Annotated in this window: 15 protein-coding genes; 6 read left to right on the forward strand and 9 right to left on the reverse strand. The window is 62.2% G+C overall.

The features are described from left to right. The first annotated feature begins 65 nt into the window (after positions 1–65). Positions 66–902 carry an FCD domain-containing protein gene (locus tag P9255_RS01510; protein WP_309768526.1) on the forward strand — a complete coding sequence of 279 codons (837 nt, stop codon included), beginning with the start codon at positions 66–68 and terminating at the stop codon, positions 900–902. Positions 903–1,135: 233 nt separating this feature from the next. On the opposite strand, the gene P9255_RS01515 is transcribed toward P9255_RS01510, so the two are convergent. Continuing rightward, positions 1,136–1,621: a DUF4142 domain-containing protein gene (locus P9255_RS01515; protein ID WP_309768527.1), complete on the reverse strand. Its 486-nt coding sequence runs from the start codon at positions 1,619–1,621 to the stop codon at positions 1,136–1,138. 397 nt (positions 1,622–2,018) lie between these two features. Here P9255_RS01515 and P9255_RS01520 point away from each other — a divergent pair, with 397 nt between their 5' ends. Then, positions 2,019–2,339, forward strand: a complete 321-nt coding sequence (locus P9255_RS01520) for a hypothetical protein (RefSeq protein ID WP_309768528.1) — start codon at positions 2,019–2,021, stop codon at positions 2,337–2,339. Positions 2,340–2,455: 116 nt separating this feature from the next. On the opposite strand, the gene P9255_RS01525 is transcribed toward P9255_RS01520, so the two are convergent. Further along, positions 2,456–2,689 (reverse strand): hypothetical protein, encoded by a 234-nt coding sequence (locus tag P9255_RS01525; protein ID WP_309768529.1) that lies wholly within the window; start codon positions 2,687–2,689, stop codon positions 2,456–2,458. Between the two features lie 1,099 nt (positions 2,690–3,788). Beyond that, the gene (locus P9255_RS01530; RefSeq protein ID WP_404980239.1) at positions 3,789–5,087 is read right to left on the reverse strand and encodes an MFS transporter; all 1,299 of its coding nucleotides are present in this window, start codon (positions 5,085–5,087) and stop codon (positions 3,789–3,791) included. A 392-nt stretch (positions 5,088–5,479) separates the two neighbouring features. On the opposite strand from P9255_RS01530, the gene P9255_RS01535 reads away from it, so the two are divergent. Beyond that, entirely contained in the window at positions 5,480–6,607 is a 1,128-nt protein-coding gene (locus P9255_RS01535) for an alanine--glyoxylate aminotransferase family protein (protein WP_309789069.1), read from the forward strand. 238 nt (positions 6,608–6,845) lie between these two features. Here P9255_RS01535 and P9255_RS01540 read toward each other — a convergent pair whose 3' ends face one another. Genes P9255_RS01540 through P9255_RS01560 form a run of 5 tightly spaced genes read right to left on the reverse strand, consistent with a single transcriptional unit; the run spans position 6,846 to position 11,450 of the window. Next, on the reverse strand, positions 6,846–7,763 hold the full coding sequence (locus tag P9255_RS01540) for a type VI immunity family protein (protein WP_309768532.1): 918 nt from the start codon (positions 7,761–7,763) through the stop codon (positions 6,846–6,848). Positions 7,764–7,773: 10 nt separating this feature from the next. Continuing rightward, positions 7,774–8,310 carry an SMI1/KNR4 family protein gene (locus tag P9255_RS01545; protein ID WP_309768533.1) on the reverse strand — a complete coding sequence of 179 codons (537 nt, stop codon included), beginning with the start codon at positions 8,308–8,310 and terminating at the stop codon, positions 7,774–7,776. Between the two features lie 10 nt (positions 8,311–8,320). Beyond that, the gene (locus P9255_RS01550; RefSeq protein WP_309789070.1) at positions 8,321–9,331 is read right to left on the reverse strand and encodes a PAAR-like domain-containing protein; all 1,011 of its coding nucleotides are present in this window, start codon (positions 9,329–9,331) and stop codon (positions 8,321–8,323) included. 11 nt (positions 9,332–9,342) lie between these two features. Next, on the reverse strand, positions 9,343–10,431 hold the full coding sequence (locus tag P9255_RS01555; RefSeq protein WP_309768535.1) for a beta-ketoacyl synthase N-terminal-like domain-containing protein: 1,089 nt from the start codon (positions 10,429–10,431) through the stop codon (positions 9,343–9,345). Continuing rightward, positions 10,428–11,450: a DUF2169 domain-containing protein gene (locus P9255_RS01560; RefSeq protein WP_309768536.1), complete on the reverse strand. Its 1,023-nt coding sequence runs from the start codon at positions 11,448–11,450 to the stop codon at positions 10,428–10,430. Before P9255_RS01560 ends, P9255_RS01555 begins: the two co-directional genes overlap by 4 nt. Before the next feature lie 795 nt (positions 11,451–12,245). Between P9255_RS01560 and P9255_RS01565 the strand changes: the two genes are divergently transcribed. Continuing rightward, complete coding sequence (locus P9255_RS01565) at positions 12,246–13,004, forward strand: 3-oxoacyl-ACP reductase family protein (protein ID WP_309768537.1); 759 nt, start codon at positions 12,246–12,248, stop codon at positions 13,002–13,004. Between the two features lie 3 nt (positions 13,005–13,007). On the opposite strand, the gene P9255_RS01570 is transcribed toward P9255_RS01565, so the two are convergent. Beyond that, entirely contained in the window at positions 13,008–13,895 is an 888-nt protein-coding gene (locus tag P9255_RS01570; protein ID WP_309768538.1) for a LysR substrate-binding domain-containing protein, read from the reverse strand. A 293-nt stretch (positions 13,896–14,188) separates the two neighbouring features. On the opposite strand from P9255_RS01570, the gene P9255_RS01575 reads away from it, so the two are divergent. Both P9255_RS01575 and P9255_RS01580 read left to right on the forward strand, forming a co-directional pair. Continuing rightward, positions 14,189–15,466: a ribulose-bisphosphate carboxylase large subunit family protein gene (locus tag P9255_RS01575; protein WP_309768539.1), complete on the forward strand. Its 1,278-nt coding sequence runs from the start codon at positions 14,189–14,191 to the stop codon at positions 15,464–15,466. Positions 15,467–15,473: 7 nt separating this feature from the next. After that, positions 15,474–16,865: a four-carbon acid sugar kinase family protein gene (locus P9255_RS01580; RefSeq protein ID WP_309768540.1), complete on the forward strand. Its 1,392-nt coding sequence runs from the start codon at positions 15,474–15,476 to the stop codon at positions 16,863–16,865. The last annotated feature ends 27 nt before the right edge of the window (positions 16,866–16,892 follow it).

A 16,892-nucleotide genomic window follows, 5' to 3' on the forward strand; every position in this document is an offset into this window, starting at 1 on the left:
ATATTCCAGTGTGCGGAGCGGCCTGTGCCCGCAAGGAAAAACAGACAGCGAGAGGGAGCATCGACATGGTGATGGAGCGTGCAAAACGCGCCGGCGCGGCAATCCAGATCGCGCAGCAGCCGATCAGGCAGCCGAAGCGCGCCGACCTGGTAGCCGAAGAGATCAAGCGGCTCATCACGGAAAAGAATCTCAAGCCGGGCGACAAGCTGCCCCGCGAGGTCGAGTTGCAGCAGCTCTTCTCAGTCAGCAAGAGCACGACGCGCGAGGCGCTCAAGTCGCTGGAAGTGCAAGGGCTCATCAAGGTGACGACCGGACCTTCGGGCGGCGGCACGATCGTGGAGGTGCCGCTCGCTCGCACCTTGCAGCTCTTGCAGAACTATCTGTTCTTCAAGGACGTGAGCATCGACGACATTTATACGGTGCGTCAGTTGCTGGAGCCGGAACTCGCGGCGGGCGCGGTGCCGCATCTCACCGACGAGGACTTTGTGGCGCTCGAAGCGAATATCGCGTGTTGCGACGAGCCGGCAGCGGCGCATGCCAATCGCGACATCGTGCGGCAACGCCAGGAAGACGTGAACTTCCACGATATTCTGGCCGCCGCGAATCCCAATCCGTTTCTGCGTTTCACCTGCGAGCTCATCAACGAGATGATCCGGCAGTTGATCGAGTTCAGGAACGATACGCCGCAGAGCGAGCACGAACGCTTCGGTCGTGCGAACGTGAAGATCCATAAAGCGATCACCGAAGCGGCGCGCGCTCGTGATGCCGATAAGGTGCGCGAATTAATGGTGATTCATATGACCGAGGCCCCGCGCTACGTAAAACGAATGAAGGGCAAATTGCGCGGTCGGCTCATTCTCGACTCGGAGATTCGCAAGCGCACGCGCGCGCGCGGCGATTGAATCGCGGACGGGGGTGCAGGCGCTGCGCAGCCGGAACTGTCGGTTATTAAATTAGGCGATCGGCACTCGCGTCGACCGCGAGAGCGCGGCGCGGATCACTGATACTTAGCCATCCTGTGAATAACCGAATGCACCGCGTCGATCCGTGTACGTGCATGGCGTTTGTATGGGCCATCGACCTCTGTCACGCAGCCGTGAAGCCAAACCGATCGCCTGCTGGCGGCGGCTGATTACTACCTGGATGCGCCCGACGACAGGGATTGCATGAGATGCAGTGCATGCTGAAGATGATCAGTACCGATCGGCACGCCACGCGAGGCGAACGCTTTCAGATCGGCATCTTCGCCATCGCTCGCCTCGCTCGCATAAAGCGCGTTACCCATCCGGTGAATGTGGAGCTGTGAGATCGCATACTCGCGATCGAACTCCGCACCGGACATATTCGATAGCTCCGAATAGAGCGTGTGGTTGGCCGGATCCGTCGCCTGAAGCAGCCGGACATGCTTGGCGTCTGCAATCTGCGAAAGTTCGCCGTTCACACGCGTATGCTCGGCCACCATCTTGCTGCCGAACGCGCGGACATTGGCCGACGAACCGCGCTCCATCGCCAGCTTACCGAGTTCGATCTCGGCCTTGCCGACGCTCGCCGCAGTGAGCATGAACTGCTGATCCGACGACGACACTTGCGCGCCCGACTGCATGAGGCGGCAGCCGGACATGGCGAGCGCGCCGGCGCAGGCTAAAACAGTGAACAGGCCTGAAGCCGCCCGCCGCGCTCGTTGAGCTTCGATGCACTTCATGAAGGACCGTCCCAGTTGGTTGGCGCGTGAGAAGTTCAGCATTGCTCATGCCGTGGGTCGCGCCAGCAATTTCTTTGTCGCTAATGACGGCGACGCGTAGCACAATTCGCGCTGCCGTAGTCGTAGCAATGGCCTGGTCATCCATTCGTCAGACGTGGCACACGAATCGCTATCCAAGCCGGCGTCGGCCCATGTACACGGGCAGCAGGAACTGAAACGGAGATTAAAGATGCGGAGTAGTCCGCCTTGTATTCCGGCCGCACAAGATCGTAGCGACGGGCAATGGGGGAAGTCAGCGTCAATTGCGAGCCATGCCGTGGCCGCCATGCGCGCCATTTGCGAGAAACATCGCAAGTCGCTACTGACGCAACATCAGGTAGTCAACGCTGTCTCGGTGATAGCCAACCATGTGGCTTGCAACCTCGCGGCTGATGACCAGTTCGGCCGCGATCTTTCCGTCGTCAAGCGCCTGGCTACCGTGCGGAAGCTTCCCGACGCAGCCGAGCGATTCGAAAAAGCCATTGAAGCGCTCAGGACGCGAACGCGCGTGCGCCCGGTCATCGCCCGGCGGGCTGTGGAGCTATTCGGTAGCAGTGACAGTTCTTACCCATACCGCCGACAGCAACAGTACATGTAATAGCGGTGGCGCTGCTGGCACCGACGCACGAGTTATCGCTCGACGTTCAGTCGTGAGCGGAAAAGTCAACCCGTGCGGTGTCCCTTCGTTGCGTGACGTGGCAGCATGCTGCTGCATCAAAGAATGCCCCTCTTGATAAGGTCGATGTGCTCGACGATCTGCCTGCGATGCTCGCACATCGCTCGAAGCGTCGTGCGCATCGTTTCCAGCAGTTCGAGGGACAGCGAGGTATCGTGGCCGTCGGTTCGAAGTTCGAGGACGATCTTTTCCTGGTGGCGTATTCGCTGCTCGGCTTGCGCAACATCCTTGTCAGCCTTGCGTAGTTGCGCCTCTTCGAATTCCAGGTCCATATGCCCTCCGTTTACTCCCGACGGTCAAGCAGCCGGTCGCTTCCCGATCAAGCACTTCTTGAGCAGCGCCGCTTCAAACTCGCCAATGATTGCTCGATAGTCGGAAGTGGATGCCACACTGAAAGAAGAAATAGTGAATGCGGTTGTTGTCTTGCGACCTGCAGCTTCGATGTCCCATGTCAGCTTCCGCCCTGGCATGCTACATCGTTGCCAGCGCCTCGGGAATCGTCGTGCTTGTCTATCAGTCTCCAAGTTCCTGAGAGCAAGACCGAAGCCACCGTTCGAGCTTAGACACTGAGACTGGTCATTGCGGGAAGCGACGTTTGGAAGTGTTATGGGGCGCTAAGCGGCGCTCGTTGTGAACTTCAGGTTGTCGTCCACTTCCGACGGAGGCGTCGGCTCGGGAGACGCACTGCGGCATCGATGCGGGGAGATACAGCAAGTCACGCCACCGAACGATAGGCTTCGCGCGACTCGCAAGCTATGAGTTGGGCACTTATCGTGCGGACACTTGAAATCGAGAGGGAATCTATCGATCGTGCTGCAGGCTTCGTTCCGTTGTGGGGCCGATCGAAGTTGTATCCGGAAACACGGAGCTCGCCGCCCCCTGTTCGATGCGCCCTGCCGGCAGTAATGGATTTGGCGGCGGCATCATCTTGGCAACACAGAGTATGTCCTTCACAAGCAACGCGCGACGGTCTAGCCTATGCCGTTGCAGCGCCCCCGACCGCACCGACAGCCGTGCCGGCACGCGCAGCCGAGCGCCTCGACGCGACCGCAATGCTGGCAAGCGTGTGACGCCCCTACTGCGCGGCGCGATGGGCGCACGATCGTGCGTGCGCTGCCGCATCTATCGCATCCCCGTTGGCTCGCCTCACAATCGACGTGAAGCAACGAACGCAACGCCCTCTTACCGACTGTCCGCCTCGCCGCAATCGGCCAACGGCATAGGGCGGCCTCCAGCGTGGCCAATACCATAGTCGATTCGGGGATACCAAGCGTTGCACCCGCCCTTCTCTTCTCAACACGGTCGCGTGTTCGTCGCGACCGTGTTGCCGCACCATGTCGAACATCGTCAAAGATTACGATGCACAGTCCGTCAATGAGTGGATTCAGGCTGCGCGAGGCCTCTCCCCTCAACGGCGGGGGCTTGCTTGATCGACAGCGTAACGACCGCCCCGACCAATGCACAGCCGCCGAGCACCAGCAGTCCGGTGGTGAAGTTACCCGTCATGTCCTTCAAATAGCCCATTACGTAGGGGCCGACGAAGCCCGAGAGATTCCCGACCGAGTTGATGGCGGCGATGCCACCGGCCGCTGACGCTCCGGTAAGAAACGCCGTGGGAATGGGCCACAGGAGAGGCGGCATGGCCGAGCAGCCGATCTGACCGACGCACAGCAACGCGAGCACCAGAACCGGCGCACTGACCAGACCGGCCCCGCCGACGCCTATTCCGGCCAGCAACAGCGCGAATGCAACGTGCTCCCGGCGCTTGAGTGTACGGTCGGAGTTGCGGCAGAGAAGCACCATGCCGATTGCGCCGAACACGAACGGCACGGCGGCCAGCACACCGGTCTGGAAGTTAGTGGCGCCGAAGCCCTTGACGATGGTCGGCAGAAAGAACGCCACACCGTAATTCGCAGCGTTCAGGCAAAAGTAGACGAACGAACAGATCAGCATCCGGGGATCGCTGAGAAACTGTTTGATTCCCATATGTCCACGCCCTGCCGAGAGCTTGCTTTGTTTCTCTTGCTCGATGCAGTTCTCGAGCCAGCTGATCTCGTCCTTCTTGAGCCACGTTGCTTGCGCCGGGCGGTCCGTCAGATAGAACACGACAACGAGCGCAAGCAGGATCGAGGGCAACGCCTCCAGGATGAACAGCCACTGCCAGCCATGCAGGCCTGCGGCGGTAATGTTCAGCAAGGCGCCGGAGATGGGCGCTCCGACCACCGACGAGAACGGAATCGCCAACATGAAGAGCGCCACCACTCGCGCTCGATAGACAGCAGGAAACCAGAGCGTCAGATAGAAAATGACGCCCGGGTAAAAGCCTGCCTCGCAGACCCCGAGCAGGAAGCGAAGCGTGTAGAAGGTCGTTTCATGCGAAACGCCGATTGCGTTCGAGATAGGCTGAATGAACGCGAACAGCAACGATATGACGCCCCACGACAGCATGATCCGGGCGATCCACAGCCGCGCGCCGAACTTATGGAGAGCGAGGTTCGACGGCACTTCCAGAAAGAAATAGGCGATGAAGAACAGCCCGGCGCCGAACGCGTAGACCGTATCGCTCAGACCCAGCGCCGCATTCATCTGGAGTTTCGCAAAACCGACATTGACGCGGTCCAGATATGCGACGAAATAGCAAAGCATGAGAAACGGCACTAGCCGCGTCATCACCTTCTTGATCGTGCGAGCTTCAATATCGGTCACAGATATGCCTCTCTGATAGTGCGCAGTGCGCCATCCGCAGTCTACGGACGGTCACGCAACCGCGTGATGTTTGATGTGTGATCACATGCGAAGTTAGAGTAGCGCCGCAGCCGCGTCAACTGATTAACGCCCCGGGAAAACCCGCCCAGGCGTCATGTTGTGGGCCTTATTATTGCAGTGAGTCAATGAGACGCCGGTCGCTGACGTGGACGAATTCTCTTGCATCGAAGAAGTCGCCGCGCGAAAGCGCCAACGTAATGCCTCGCTTCGACGCGACGCTCCTCGACCACGATCGCGCCTGGCTATCGTTAGAATCTGTTTTCGAACCCGCTATTCATCTGTTACAGGAGGCGACCGTGCCAGCGTTACTCCCCGATGTCGACCGAGATGGACTTCTCGAATACTCGGTCGTTTTCACCGACCGATCGATCAATCACATGTCGCAGCTTTTTCAGGGCGTCATGCGCGACATATCCGCTTCGCTGAAGAAGGTCTATCGCGCGAGGTCTGCGGTGATCGTCCCCGGTAGCGGAACGTTCGGCATGGAGGCGGTTGCCCGTCAATTCGCGACGAATAAGAAGTGCCTTGTCATTCGCAATGGCTGGTTCAGTTTCCGCTGGTCGCAGATTTTCGACATGGGCGGCATTCCGTCCGAATCGACGGTGCTGAAGGCGCGTCCGGTCGAAGAAGGCACGCAGGCCGCTTATGCACCGCCGCCGCTCGAGGAAGTCGTCGCAGCCATCAGGGAAAAAAAGCCGGATCTCGTCTTCGCGCCGCACGTCGAGACCGCGTCCGGCATTCTGTTGCCTGATTCGTATCTGCGCGCGGTATCGGATGCGGTCCATGCTGTCGGCGGAATGTTCGTGCTGGATTGCATCGCCTCGGGCGCGATCTGGGTCGACATGGAAGCGAGCGGCATCGATGTGCTGCTGAGCGCGCCGCAAAAGGGATGGAGCGCATCGCCGTGTTGCGGCCTCGTCATGCTGAGTCCCCTCGCCCGCGAAAGAATCGACGCAACGACGAGTACGAGCTTCGCCTGCGACCTTCGAAAGTGGCTGCAAATCATGGAGGCCTATGAGAACAACGGGTTTGCCTATCATGCGACCATGCCCACGGACAGTCTTGCGACCCTTCGCGACGTCATGAAGGAGACCGAAGCATACGGTTTCGACAAGGTTAAAGCGGAGCAATTCGAACTCGGCAATCGCATTCGCTCGCTGCTGGCCGATCACGGGTTCAGGAGCGTGGCGGCGGAAGGTTTCGAAGCGCCGGGCGTCGTGGTCTGCTACACGGTCGATGATGCAATCCGATCCGGCAAGAGATTCGCCGATGCCGGCGTGCAGATCGCCGCTGGCGTCCCGCTTCAATGCGACGAGCCGCAAGACTTCAAGACGTTTCGCATCGGTCTGTTCGGTCTCGACAAGCTCCACGATGTCGAGGGGACGGTGGGGAGGTTTGCGAAAGCGCTGGAGACGATGCGGTAGGGTGTGGGTGAGGGATAGGTGCGCGACTACGAGCGCGCGGACGGTCGTCGTTATGAGGTGGGCCGGCCGTTGCGGTCGGGACTCGCAGTTCGCACTTGCCGCGAGGCGTGCTTCGAAGGCAAAGGTCGATGGCGTTAGCAGTTCTCACCGCAGAAGCGACGGGGCTTCGAAATTCCATCCGCTGGATGGGCCGCGCTCAGGCACAAGCTCATCCGCCCTGACACGCGCGCCTGCACGATCATGGCATGGCAGCGAATGCGTCAGATGCAGTGAAGCGGTGCAGCCAGCCATTGGTGGTCTCCGTTGTCCAGCGCGTACCGCCGAAAGAGGCATGATTGCGCACCTGCAATGGAAGAAGTGCCTGAGCAATTGCTTCGTAGTTCGCAAGCCGTTCGTGCCGATGACGATCGCCCAGTTCCGGCGCCTCGCCGGCCTGCAGGATGACGCCACCGGGAAGGCGCGACGAACGGTAAGCCACAGACTGCGCGGCCGCAACGGCGTTCGGGGCTTTCGATTCCAGCCGCTGCCCGATGACGGTCAGCCAGCTCGGGCACTTGTAGGCATCCCTCATGTGCATCACGGTGACGTCGAGATCCTCGGCCTCGACGCCCCAGTAGCGTCGCGCCCATGCGTACACCTGATTGAAGGACGACTTTCCGAGAGCTCCGTTGGCCTGCGCCTGGAAGAAGTAGCCGGCATATCCGGAGACGCAGCCAACAATCCCGAGAAGGTCCTGCGTGAATTTCAGCAGCCGTTCCGCAGGCAGCGCCCAGTCGAACTCGAATCGATAGAAACTGGCCCGCCCGGGCTCGGACGCGGGCTGGTAGCCATGAAACATCATCAGCCATGCATCGGTTGCGCGGTTGTCAAAGAAGCCGTAACCCCATGTCCGAGATCGGCGCAACTCGGGCAACTCGACCTGCTCGAATCGCAAGCGTGCCGCCGGCGTCCAGTCTTGCATCAGATTGCCGAGGGCAGTCGAGCAATAGCTGCAAAACGGGTTACCCCAGGTGCTCAAATACAAGTCGTAGACCGCGCGTGCCGTTTTGGGCCCGGGCGGAGTGTCGACGAACAGCACGAGATGCTGCTTCAGCTCCGCCAGCGGAATGGCAACCGCCGGGTCGGGGCTCGGGCTGATCAATGGGTTCGGCGGCATAGGCGTGATGTCAATTGTCGGGGAGGCTGCCACGGTCCGCGATGTGGCCTTCGAGCACATCCTTCTGAAACTCTCGTTGCGACCATAGCAAGTCCTCAAAATTTGCATAGGCAGTCTCATCCCCGCTCAGGCCGACCCACACGACCGCAGGCTCACCAGCGCTGTCGATCGACCGCTCGTCGAAGGCGATGAACTCAGTGGTATCGCCCGACACGATCACGAACTTATGCAGGGGATCGTAGTCATCCCACTCCTCTTCGTCCGAATCCGCCGATTCGACTATGTCCCGCGCCGAACGAAGCGACATGCGAACGTACTGCATATAGCCGGGCACGCCGTCGCTGATGCGCAGAAACTGGCGGAACGATGGCGGCAAGGGGATCCCGATATGCGCGCAATGTTTTTCGAGCGCGGCGAGATCGTCGGCCGACACCGGCGCTCGCAGCGTCGGCGTTGGCGTCGGTGCGCGCTTCTTGCGATAGGCAGCGTTTGCACGTTGGGCGCGCAGTGTTTCTTCGAGCATCGCCCTCATTTCGTCATCGTTCATGACTTGCTCCTTAAGCTGTGCAATTGCAGGAACTATGGGCCTTGACTCCGCCCGGGTGCGTCTCGGGGTTATGTTTGTCCATCGCCTTGCCGACTGTCGAGTTCACGTTCGAATCGGCCCACTTGAGGCTGCCCGGCAGCGGTCCGCCGAGGCCGACGGGGTGCATGTGATCGGGACTCATTGCATTGGCTTTGCTGCGCGGCATCGGCGTGGGCGCGCCCATGCCTTCCGGCGGATCGCCCGCCCATTTGTCGTGCAAACACTTGCTATGGAACTGTTTCGCTACGTCCTCGTGATCCTTGCCCTTCTCTTCCACCAGTGCATCGAAATTGTCGCTGAAGTCGCCGAGGCTGTCCGTGTACGCGCCGAACGCCCGGTTTTGCGCGGCTTGCTCGGCTTTGGACAAGCCAGAGAATTTGCTTGCCGGCTTGGAAGGAGTGCGTTCCGGTTTGACCTTCGGATGAGGCGACTCGTTATAGGCCTTGAGCATGGCGCACAACTGCTCGACCTCGCACGGTCCCCAGCGATGCTTCGTCTGCTTTTGCTTCTTGTCGCAGTCGACGTTGAGTTCCATCTGCGCGGGCGTACTGGGCGGCTGGTTATTGCCCGGCAACGTCCCCGAGTTGTCGGAACCGCCACCGTTATTGGTCATCGCATCGCCGAGCAACTGTATGTTCTGCCCTTCGGCTTGCACGTTCATGGAACCGGGCGCGACGAACTTCGTCTTGCCCTCTGTCGTCGACGAGACCACGCCGCCGCCGGTGCCCTGGCTAGCTACGTCCGGCGAAGGCTGGCTCTTGTAAGAACTGCCCTTGATCGCGATTTTCTTGCCTTCGATCTTCACCGTCGTCGTCGCGTCGTCGAGCCGGTCCGCTGAGCGACCCACGTTAGGCAGCGGCGTCGGGACGAAAGGCGCAGGCGGCCCTGGCATCTTGCAGACGTTGGGCAGGGTGGCGGCGGCAGTGTCGAGACTGTCTTCGGAGACCGGAGTTTTGGGCGGGTTGACGCCTACACTCGTCATGGCGATGCTCTTTAGTCACCGCCCAACGAGAGCACGACGGCGCTGCGATAGCCGCCTTCGCCGCCGGCCCAGAGCAACGGCCACGCGCCCTTGGCGTAGCCGCGCAGCCGCGACGCGACGGCGAGCGACGCGAAAAGCGGCCCGGACGCCGCGCCGACATCGCCCCAGCAATTGGCCGGACACAGGTAATCGTGGGCGTTGACGAACACAGCCTGTGTACGCAGGAGCGTGTAGGCCAGTTCTTCGCTGCGATAGCGCTCGCCGTTGATGTCACAGTACGTTGCGGTAATCGCATCCCGAGGCAGGGACAGACTTTCGGTTGCGCCTGCCACGGCAGCAGTCAGCCCTTCACCGACACACAGCCGCAAGCTGCGCAGCGGGTGCGGCTCGACGGCGGTGCAAGCAGCGGCCACTCGAGCCAGCACGGGTAGCCGGTGATGCCGGACCGCCTCACCGCTTGCCAGCAGGCATGCGCCGGCAGCCTCCCCGGGCGGGAAGCCGTTGCGGTTACTGCCGCTCATCAGCTGCCCGCCCTGATCGAGCCAATCCAACGTGTCGGAGTCGTAATAAGAGTCGACGCCGGCGGCGATACCGAGGTCGAGCTGCCCGGTCGCGATCTGCTGCGCCACGACCTGGATGGCCATTAACCCGCTCGCGTGACCCCGATGGATGCGGTGGACCAACTCGCTTGTCGTGCGGAGCGCGTCGATTACGGCACGCGCGCAGGTCTGCACGACATCGGCGGTCACGCCGGGGCGCGGCTCGGGCAGGCCGATCCAACAGGGCAGTGGCCGCCCGGAACGCGACCACTCGGCCTGTTCGAGCAACTCCGCGAGGGCCGCAGCGAGCAGGTGCCCGAGCCGTTCTCCTAAAGCCACTTGGGGGCTGAGCTCTGAATCGTTGGCCAGCCGCATCGACGACCCGGTCTTGTCGACGAAGAGCGGATGCATCTTGATCGCCGAGATCCCCGCCCGCACCGCCGCCGACGACGAGGCGCTGTCCAGACCGACAGGCGTTCGCGCGCCGACCGCGCACAGATACACTTCGCGGCGGGGCGCTTCATGCCACGATGCCACGGCCAGTTGGGCGTTGGGTGTCATGCTCCTGAACCCGCCGCCTTTTGCGTCACGATGGTGACATCCAGGTCATCGACGCGGTCGTTGCAGACGATCGACGTTTGCCACGACATCACGACGCGCGACTGATCCGGCTCCAGGAGAACCGTGCAGAGTTGACCTCTGTGCTCCTGATCCTTCCGGCCGAACCGCGTGCGAAAACACGGATGAATTTTCGGCAATGTGAACGCAAGCGTGCCCTTGGGCGACAAGTTCTCGAGTGCAACTTCCTCGCCACCCCGCAGGAACGGCCCTACCTGCTGGTCCAGCGGAGCGCAGTTGTTGTAGCGGCCGTCGAAGTCCTCGGCCCACAGCGGAAATCGGTTGCGCCGCCACGACTCGTCGTAGGTGCCGGCAAGTTCGCGCCTTGGCGACCAGCTGCATTCCACTGCGTTCAGGCCAGCGGGCGCAGGACGGTCGCGCCACGACGCAATCAGCCGATCGGGATATTCGATGTTGGGCAGCCGTCGATCGAGGCAATGCTCAGCCCGCACCGCGAATCCTGCGCCCACTGGATTGCGGTCTTCGATGCGGTGTTTAGCCGGGTCATCGGCTGAAAAATCCTGGCCGCCATAGGCGCGCTCGTAGAGGATCGGCATTGATTCGAACCACTCGGGTTGCGTAGGCACGAGGCCGCCGGCGAGGCGACGGTACCAGCAACGATCTCCGAAGACACGCAGCCGCTTGTTCACCGCACCGATCCTGAGGCGCACATCCAGCGCGCGCACTCGACGTCCCGAAGGCGCCCACGCTGAACCGTTGACGAGGACATCGGTGCCGGCTTTCACGCCGAACAGATCCGATTCGTGAATCAGGCTCGTTTTGCCGCGAGCGCCCCGGTACTCGCACGTCGCCGCGACGGGTATCTGCTCTTTCGCCAGGGACGTCGTCCCGTTCAGCGAGATGTCGAACGTAGCTTTGACGACAACCATCCACAGCTTGTTGCCGTCCTTGTCCTGACGCCAAATCTTGTCCACGGCGTAGGGCGTGCGATTATCGACCATCCACATCTCCAACCTCCCGGAGTTCCGCGGTGAACGCTGGACACTGGCAACGCGCGGATTCAACCGGCGTAAACCGACGAGACTTATCGATCTCAGCACGCAGACAAACAATCTGCGCCCACGGCGCGGACCAGTTCGTTAGCAATGGTCGGCGGCTGGCGCTGGAAGCGATGCGCAGAATCGTACGCACAACGGTCACTGCCATGACTTCACCGCACCGTAGCGCCGACCTACAAAGCGCTCGCGCTGACGCCGCCTGGTTGTTCCACCGGACGTGTTCTCTCGAATCCTCTCACCTGGAAAGACGAACGAAGGACACCTGTTCTTGAAAGAACGACCCGATCATGGCGATCAGCGGCTGCACTATCGGCAGCTCGCCGGTCTGGGCAATGCAGTCCTTGTCGATGCACCGGCCGTTCAAGCTCTACATCCACCGTGCAGCAAGCCGCTGGATACCGGGACGACGGGTTCCAAATCGATGCCTTAGCGATGGCGGCGAAAGAGACGATCGGCCCGCGTTCGAGGATGTCGCGGGCGATCAGTACTGCGATGGCGTTCCGATGGATGACTGCTTCCGCCGGTTGGGAGCAGCGCGCCTTTGCACAGTAAGCTGACATTCGCGTGCCCTCAACCCATGAGCATCACGATCCAGATTCCGAATGCGGTGCAGCTGACACACCTGCCAGCGCCCCATGTGATTTTTTCTCCTCGTGCGCGGAGATCATTTCGTTTGATGCGCGCCGGAACGAAGCCTATATTCTTGCTCACCCTTAACGACACGCAAGCACCGGAACAATGACGGAAGAGACACCTGTTGCGATCATCACGGGCGCGGCGAGCGGCATCGGCCAGGCGACGGCCCGCCTGCTGGCAGGCCGCGGCTATCGCGTCGCCATCGCCGATTTGCGCGAGCCCGCCGCCGCCGACTCCGCGCAGTCCATTCGCGCGAGCGGCTTCGAGGCGATGCCCGTCACCGTCGATGTCGCCGACGAAGCCAGCGTGAAAGGAATGGTCGAAACCGTGATCTTGGAGTGGGGCCGCATTGACGTGCTCGTGAACAGCGCGGGCGTGGAAAGCGCGAAGCCGTTTCTGGACATCACGCCGGACGAATTCCGCCGAGTGCTCGAAGTGAACACGACCGGTACGTGGCTCTGCTGCCAGGAAGTCATCCGCCAGATGGTCGCGCAAAAGAGCGGGTCGATCGTGAACCTCAGTTCCATCGCGGGGCAGAAAGGCGGCGGGATGCTCGGCACCGCCGCTTATGCGACGTCGAAAGGCGCCATCCTCGCGATGACCAAATCGCTCGCTCGCGAGTTCGCGAAGGCGGGCATACGCGTGAACGCGGTCGCACCGGCCTTCACGCTGACGGATTTCGTGCGCCGCCAGCTCGCGACGAAGCCGGAAGGTTTCATCGACTCCATCTACGCCGCCACGCCGATGGCGCGCGGCGCGCAGCCCGAGGAAATCGCGGCCGTGGTGGCGTTCCTCGCGTCGCCGGAAGCATCGTTCGTAACGGGCGCCGTCTATAACGCCGATGGCGGCAGCGCCATGTAACGGCTACGCCGGCTGCCCTTCGGCACGCTGCAATTCGTCGTTGATCCAGCTCGAGAGCGCGACCGTCTGCGGCCGCGCTTCCAGATGCGGCGCGATCCACAGCACGAGCTTGCGTGGTCCCGGCACGAAGCCGAACGGTGCGACGAGCGCGCCGGAATCCAGCTCGTCGCGCACCAGCATGCGCGGCACGGTCGCCACCCCGAGGCCGCATTTCGCGGCCTGAATCAGAAGATAGAAGTGATCGAACGACTCCGCAATCCGTGGTTGACGCGCGGGCGCATGATGCATCGCCTGGAACCAGTCGCTCCATGCGCCGGGGCGCGTCGCGGTGGCAAGCAGGCGCGCGCGTTCGAGATCGTCCACGCTCGTGATGCGCGTCTCGCGCATGTACTCCGGCGCACACACGACACCGATCCATTCGTCGACGAGCGGCTTCGGCACGATGTCCCTCGGCGGCCTGATGCTCGACAGCCGAATGGCCACGCTGATGTTGTCCCGCGCGAAATCCACTTCGCCCGATCCCATGCTGAAGCCAAGCTCGATCTGCGGCTCTTTCCGATGCAGCCGCGAGAGCCGCGGCAATAGCCAGTACATCATGATCGATTGCGAACACGACAGCGTGAGCGGCCCCGGGCGCACCTGATCGACGCTCGACTGAATCACATTGAACGCGCGCGACAGTCCTTCGGCAAGACGCGCGCCTTCGGGCGTCGGCTCCGTCCCGTGTGCATTGCGCAGTAACAGCAGCACGCCGAGATTGTCTTCAAGCGAACGGATGTGCCGGCTGATGGCGCCGTGCGTGACGGAAAGTTCAGTAGCTGCTTCGCCGAAGCTGCGCAACCGCGCGGTGGCTTCGAAGGCGCGCAGCGCGTTGAGAGAAGGACGGGGCACGTGCAATGGACCTCGCGAAACGAAGCTCGCGCGCTTCGAACCGTGTTCGAGCGAATGCGAGGCGTGATGGAAGGCGAACCCAGGAGGCGATGCAGCGAAGCACGTCGCTATTGTGAGTTTTTCGCAGCGTGTTCAGAAATCATATCGTTTGATGCTTTCAGGCGTCAATCTTATAGTCCACCGAACGTCAAGAAGCGCGCTTAGCCGCACGGCAGTGCGTGCGCGAAAGCCTATAACGGAGACATCCGGGCGCTCTCCTTCTCATCGCGCCTCCCGCAACGTAGAGCCATAACATGTCCAGACACTCCCATTCGCGCGCGGAATTCACGGCGCGTTATTTCGTGGAAAGCTCGGTGCCTATCGCGAAGGCGGCGGAAGTCATAGCGGGCGAACAGTCGAGCGGCACTTTTCTCGCGCTGCCCGGCGAAACCGATGCCCTGAAGGAACGCGCGCGCGCCCGCGTCACGCGCGTCGACTCGCTTCCGCCCGCGCTGGAACCCTCGCTGAAAAGCGCATTCGTCGAACGCAGGGAACCGGCGAGCCTCTACTATCGCGGCGAGATCGACATTGCGTTTCCCGTCGATAACATCGGGGCCAACCTGCCCGCGCTGTTGTCCACCATCGCAGGCAACCTCTTCGAACTCGGGGAAATCACGGGCTTGCGCCTGCTCGATATCGACCTGCCCGACGATTACGCACAGCGTTTCGCAGGGCCTGCGTTCGGCATCGAAGGCACGCGGCGGCTTTCGGGCGTGCATGCTCGGCCGATGATCGGCACCATCGTGAAGCCGAGCATCGGACTCATGCCGGACGAAACGGCGAAGATCGTCGATGATCTCTGCGCGGCGGACATCGACTTCATCAAGGATGACGAACTACTTGCGGACCCTGTCTACGCGAGCTTCGATGCGCGGCTCGGCGCCGTCATGCCGGTGCTGCACAAACATGCCGACCGGCTCGGGCGCATGCCGATGTACGCGATCAACATCTCCGGCAGCATCGACGAAATGCTGCGCCGGCACGACCAGGTGCTCGAAGCGGGCGGCACGTGCGTGATGGTGTGCGTGAACTGGGTCGGCTTCGCGGGCGTCGAACATGTGCGGCGTCATGCGCAGTTGCCCATACACGGCCATCGCAACGGCTGGGGCGCCTTCACGCGCCATCCGCAGCTCGGCTTCACGTTCACCGCGTATCAGAAGCTGTGGCGGCTCGCGGGCGTCGATCATCTGCATGTGAACGGCGTGCGCAGCAAGTTCTGGGAACCGGATGCATCCGTGATCGATTCGGCGCGCGCCTGTCTCGCCCCTTTCGCTGGCGTGACGCCACTGATGCCGGTATTCTCGTCCGGCCAATGGGCATCGCAAGCACCCGACCTCTTCGGTGCGTTGCGTTCGGTGGACCTGATGCATCTCGCGGGCGGCGGCATCATCGGGCATCCGCAGGGAATCGCGGCGGGCGTCGCCAGCATGCGTGAAGGCTGGGAAGCCGCGGTGGAAGGCGTCGACCTGAACACGTACGCGACAACGCATCCCGCGCTTCGCGCCGCCCTTTCCCACTTCAAGGCAGTCTGAACTGACGATGACCGATGCCAGACTGCGGCTCGCTTTCTATGGCGACGACTTCACCGGCTCCACCGATGCGCTCGAAGTGCTGGCGTTCGCCGGCCTGCGCTGCGCCCTCTTCCTGAAGCCGCCGACGCGCGACATGCTGGCCGCGCTCGGCGGCTTTGATGCGATCGGCGTCGCCGGCGACGGCCGCGCCATGACGCCCGCCGAAATGGATGCGGCATTGCCGCCCGTGTTCGAAGCGCTCGCGGCATTGCGCGCGCCGATCATCCATTACAAGGTGTGCTCTACGTTCGACAGCGCGCCGCACATTGGCAGCATCGGACGCGTGATGGAACTCGCGCGTGCGTCATTCGGGCCGCGCACCATTCCCATCGTGGCGGGCACGCCTGCGCTGAAACGCTTTTGTGTGTTCGGCAACCTGTTCGCGCGATCCGGCACCGATGGCCTCGTCTATCGCATCGATCGTCATCCGATCATGCGCGCGCATCCCGTCACGCCGATGGACGAAGGCGACCTGCTTCGCCACTTCGCGCGGCAAACGAATCTGCCGCTTTCGGGCTTTCATCTGCCGGACTTCGACGGCACGCGCGAGCAGATCGATCAGGCGTTTCATCACGCGCTCGGTGCCGCGCCTGCGGGTTTGCTGCTGGATACGGCATCGCCTGCGCATCTCACTGAAGTCGGGCGGCTGCTTTCGCGACTCGGCGACGCGCATGGGCCCGTTTTCGCGGTCGGATCGTCGGGACTCGAATACGCGCTCACGCAATGGTGGAATGAGAGCCGCACGCCGGGCGCACAAACGCGCGGATACGACCGCGTCGATGCGGCCGCGCCCATTCTCGCGCTGTCGGGCAGTGCATCGCCGTTATCGGCTGCGCAGATCGATGCCGCCATCGGCGCGGGGTTCGCCGGCATGGAAATCGATGCACGCGCGCTGATCGATACGCAAGACGGCGCGCGCACGCTCGATGCCATCGTGAGCCGCGCGCTGCATGCGTTGGGCGACGGTCAGAGCGTCATCATGCACACGGCGCGCGGGCCGCGCGATCAGCGCATCGGCAACATGCTCGATGCGCTCGTTGCACAGGGCATGAGCCTCTACGATGCGCGTCATCGCGGCGGGCGTCTGCTCGGCCAGCGGCTCGGCGCAATCGCGGATGCAGTGCTGCGTGCCGTGCCGCTGCGTCGCCTCATTCTCTCTGGCGGCGATACGTCGAGCCAGGTCACGCAAGTGCTCGGACCGGATGCGCTCGAAATCGATGCGCGGCTCACGCCGGGTGCGCCGCTTTGCCGGGTCATTTCAGACAAGCCCCATCTGCGCGACTTGCGCGTGGCGCTCAAAGGCGGACAAATGGGCGATGCGAATTTCTTCGTCACGGCGCGCGATGGCAACGTGAACTGAGCCAAGCTCTCGCAGCAGCGCCAAGGG

Source organism: Caballeronia sp. LZ019, from assembly GCF_031450825.1.
Lineage (GTDB): Bacteria > Pseudomonadota > Gammaproteobacteria > Burkholderiales > Burkholderiaceae > Caballeronia.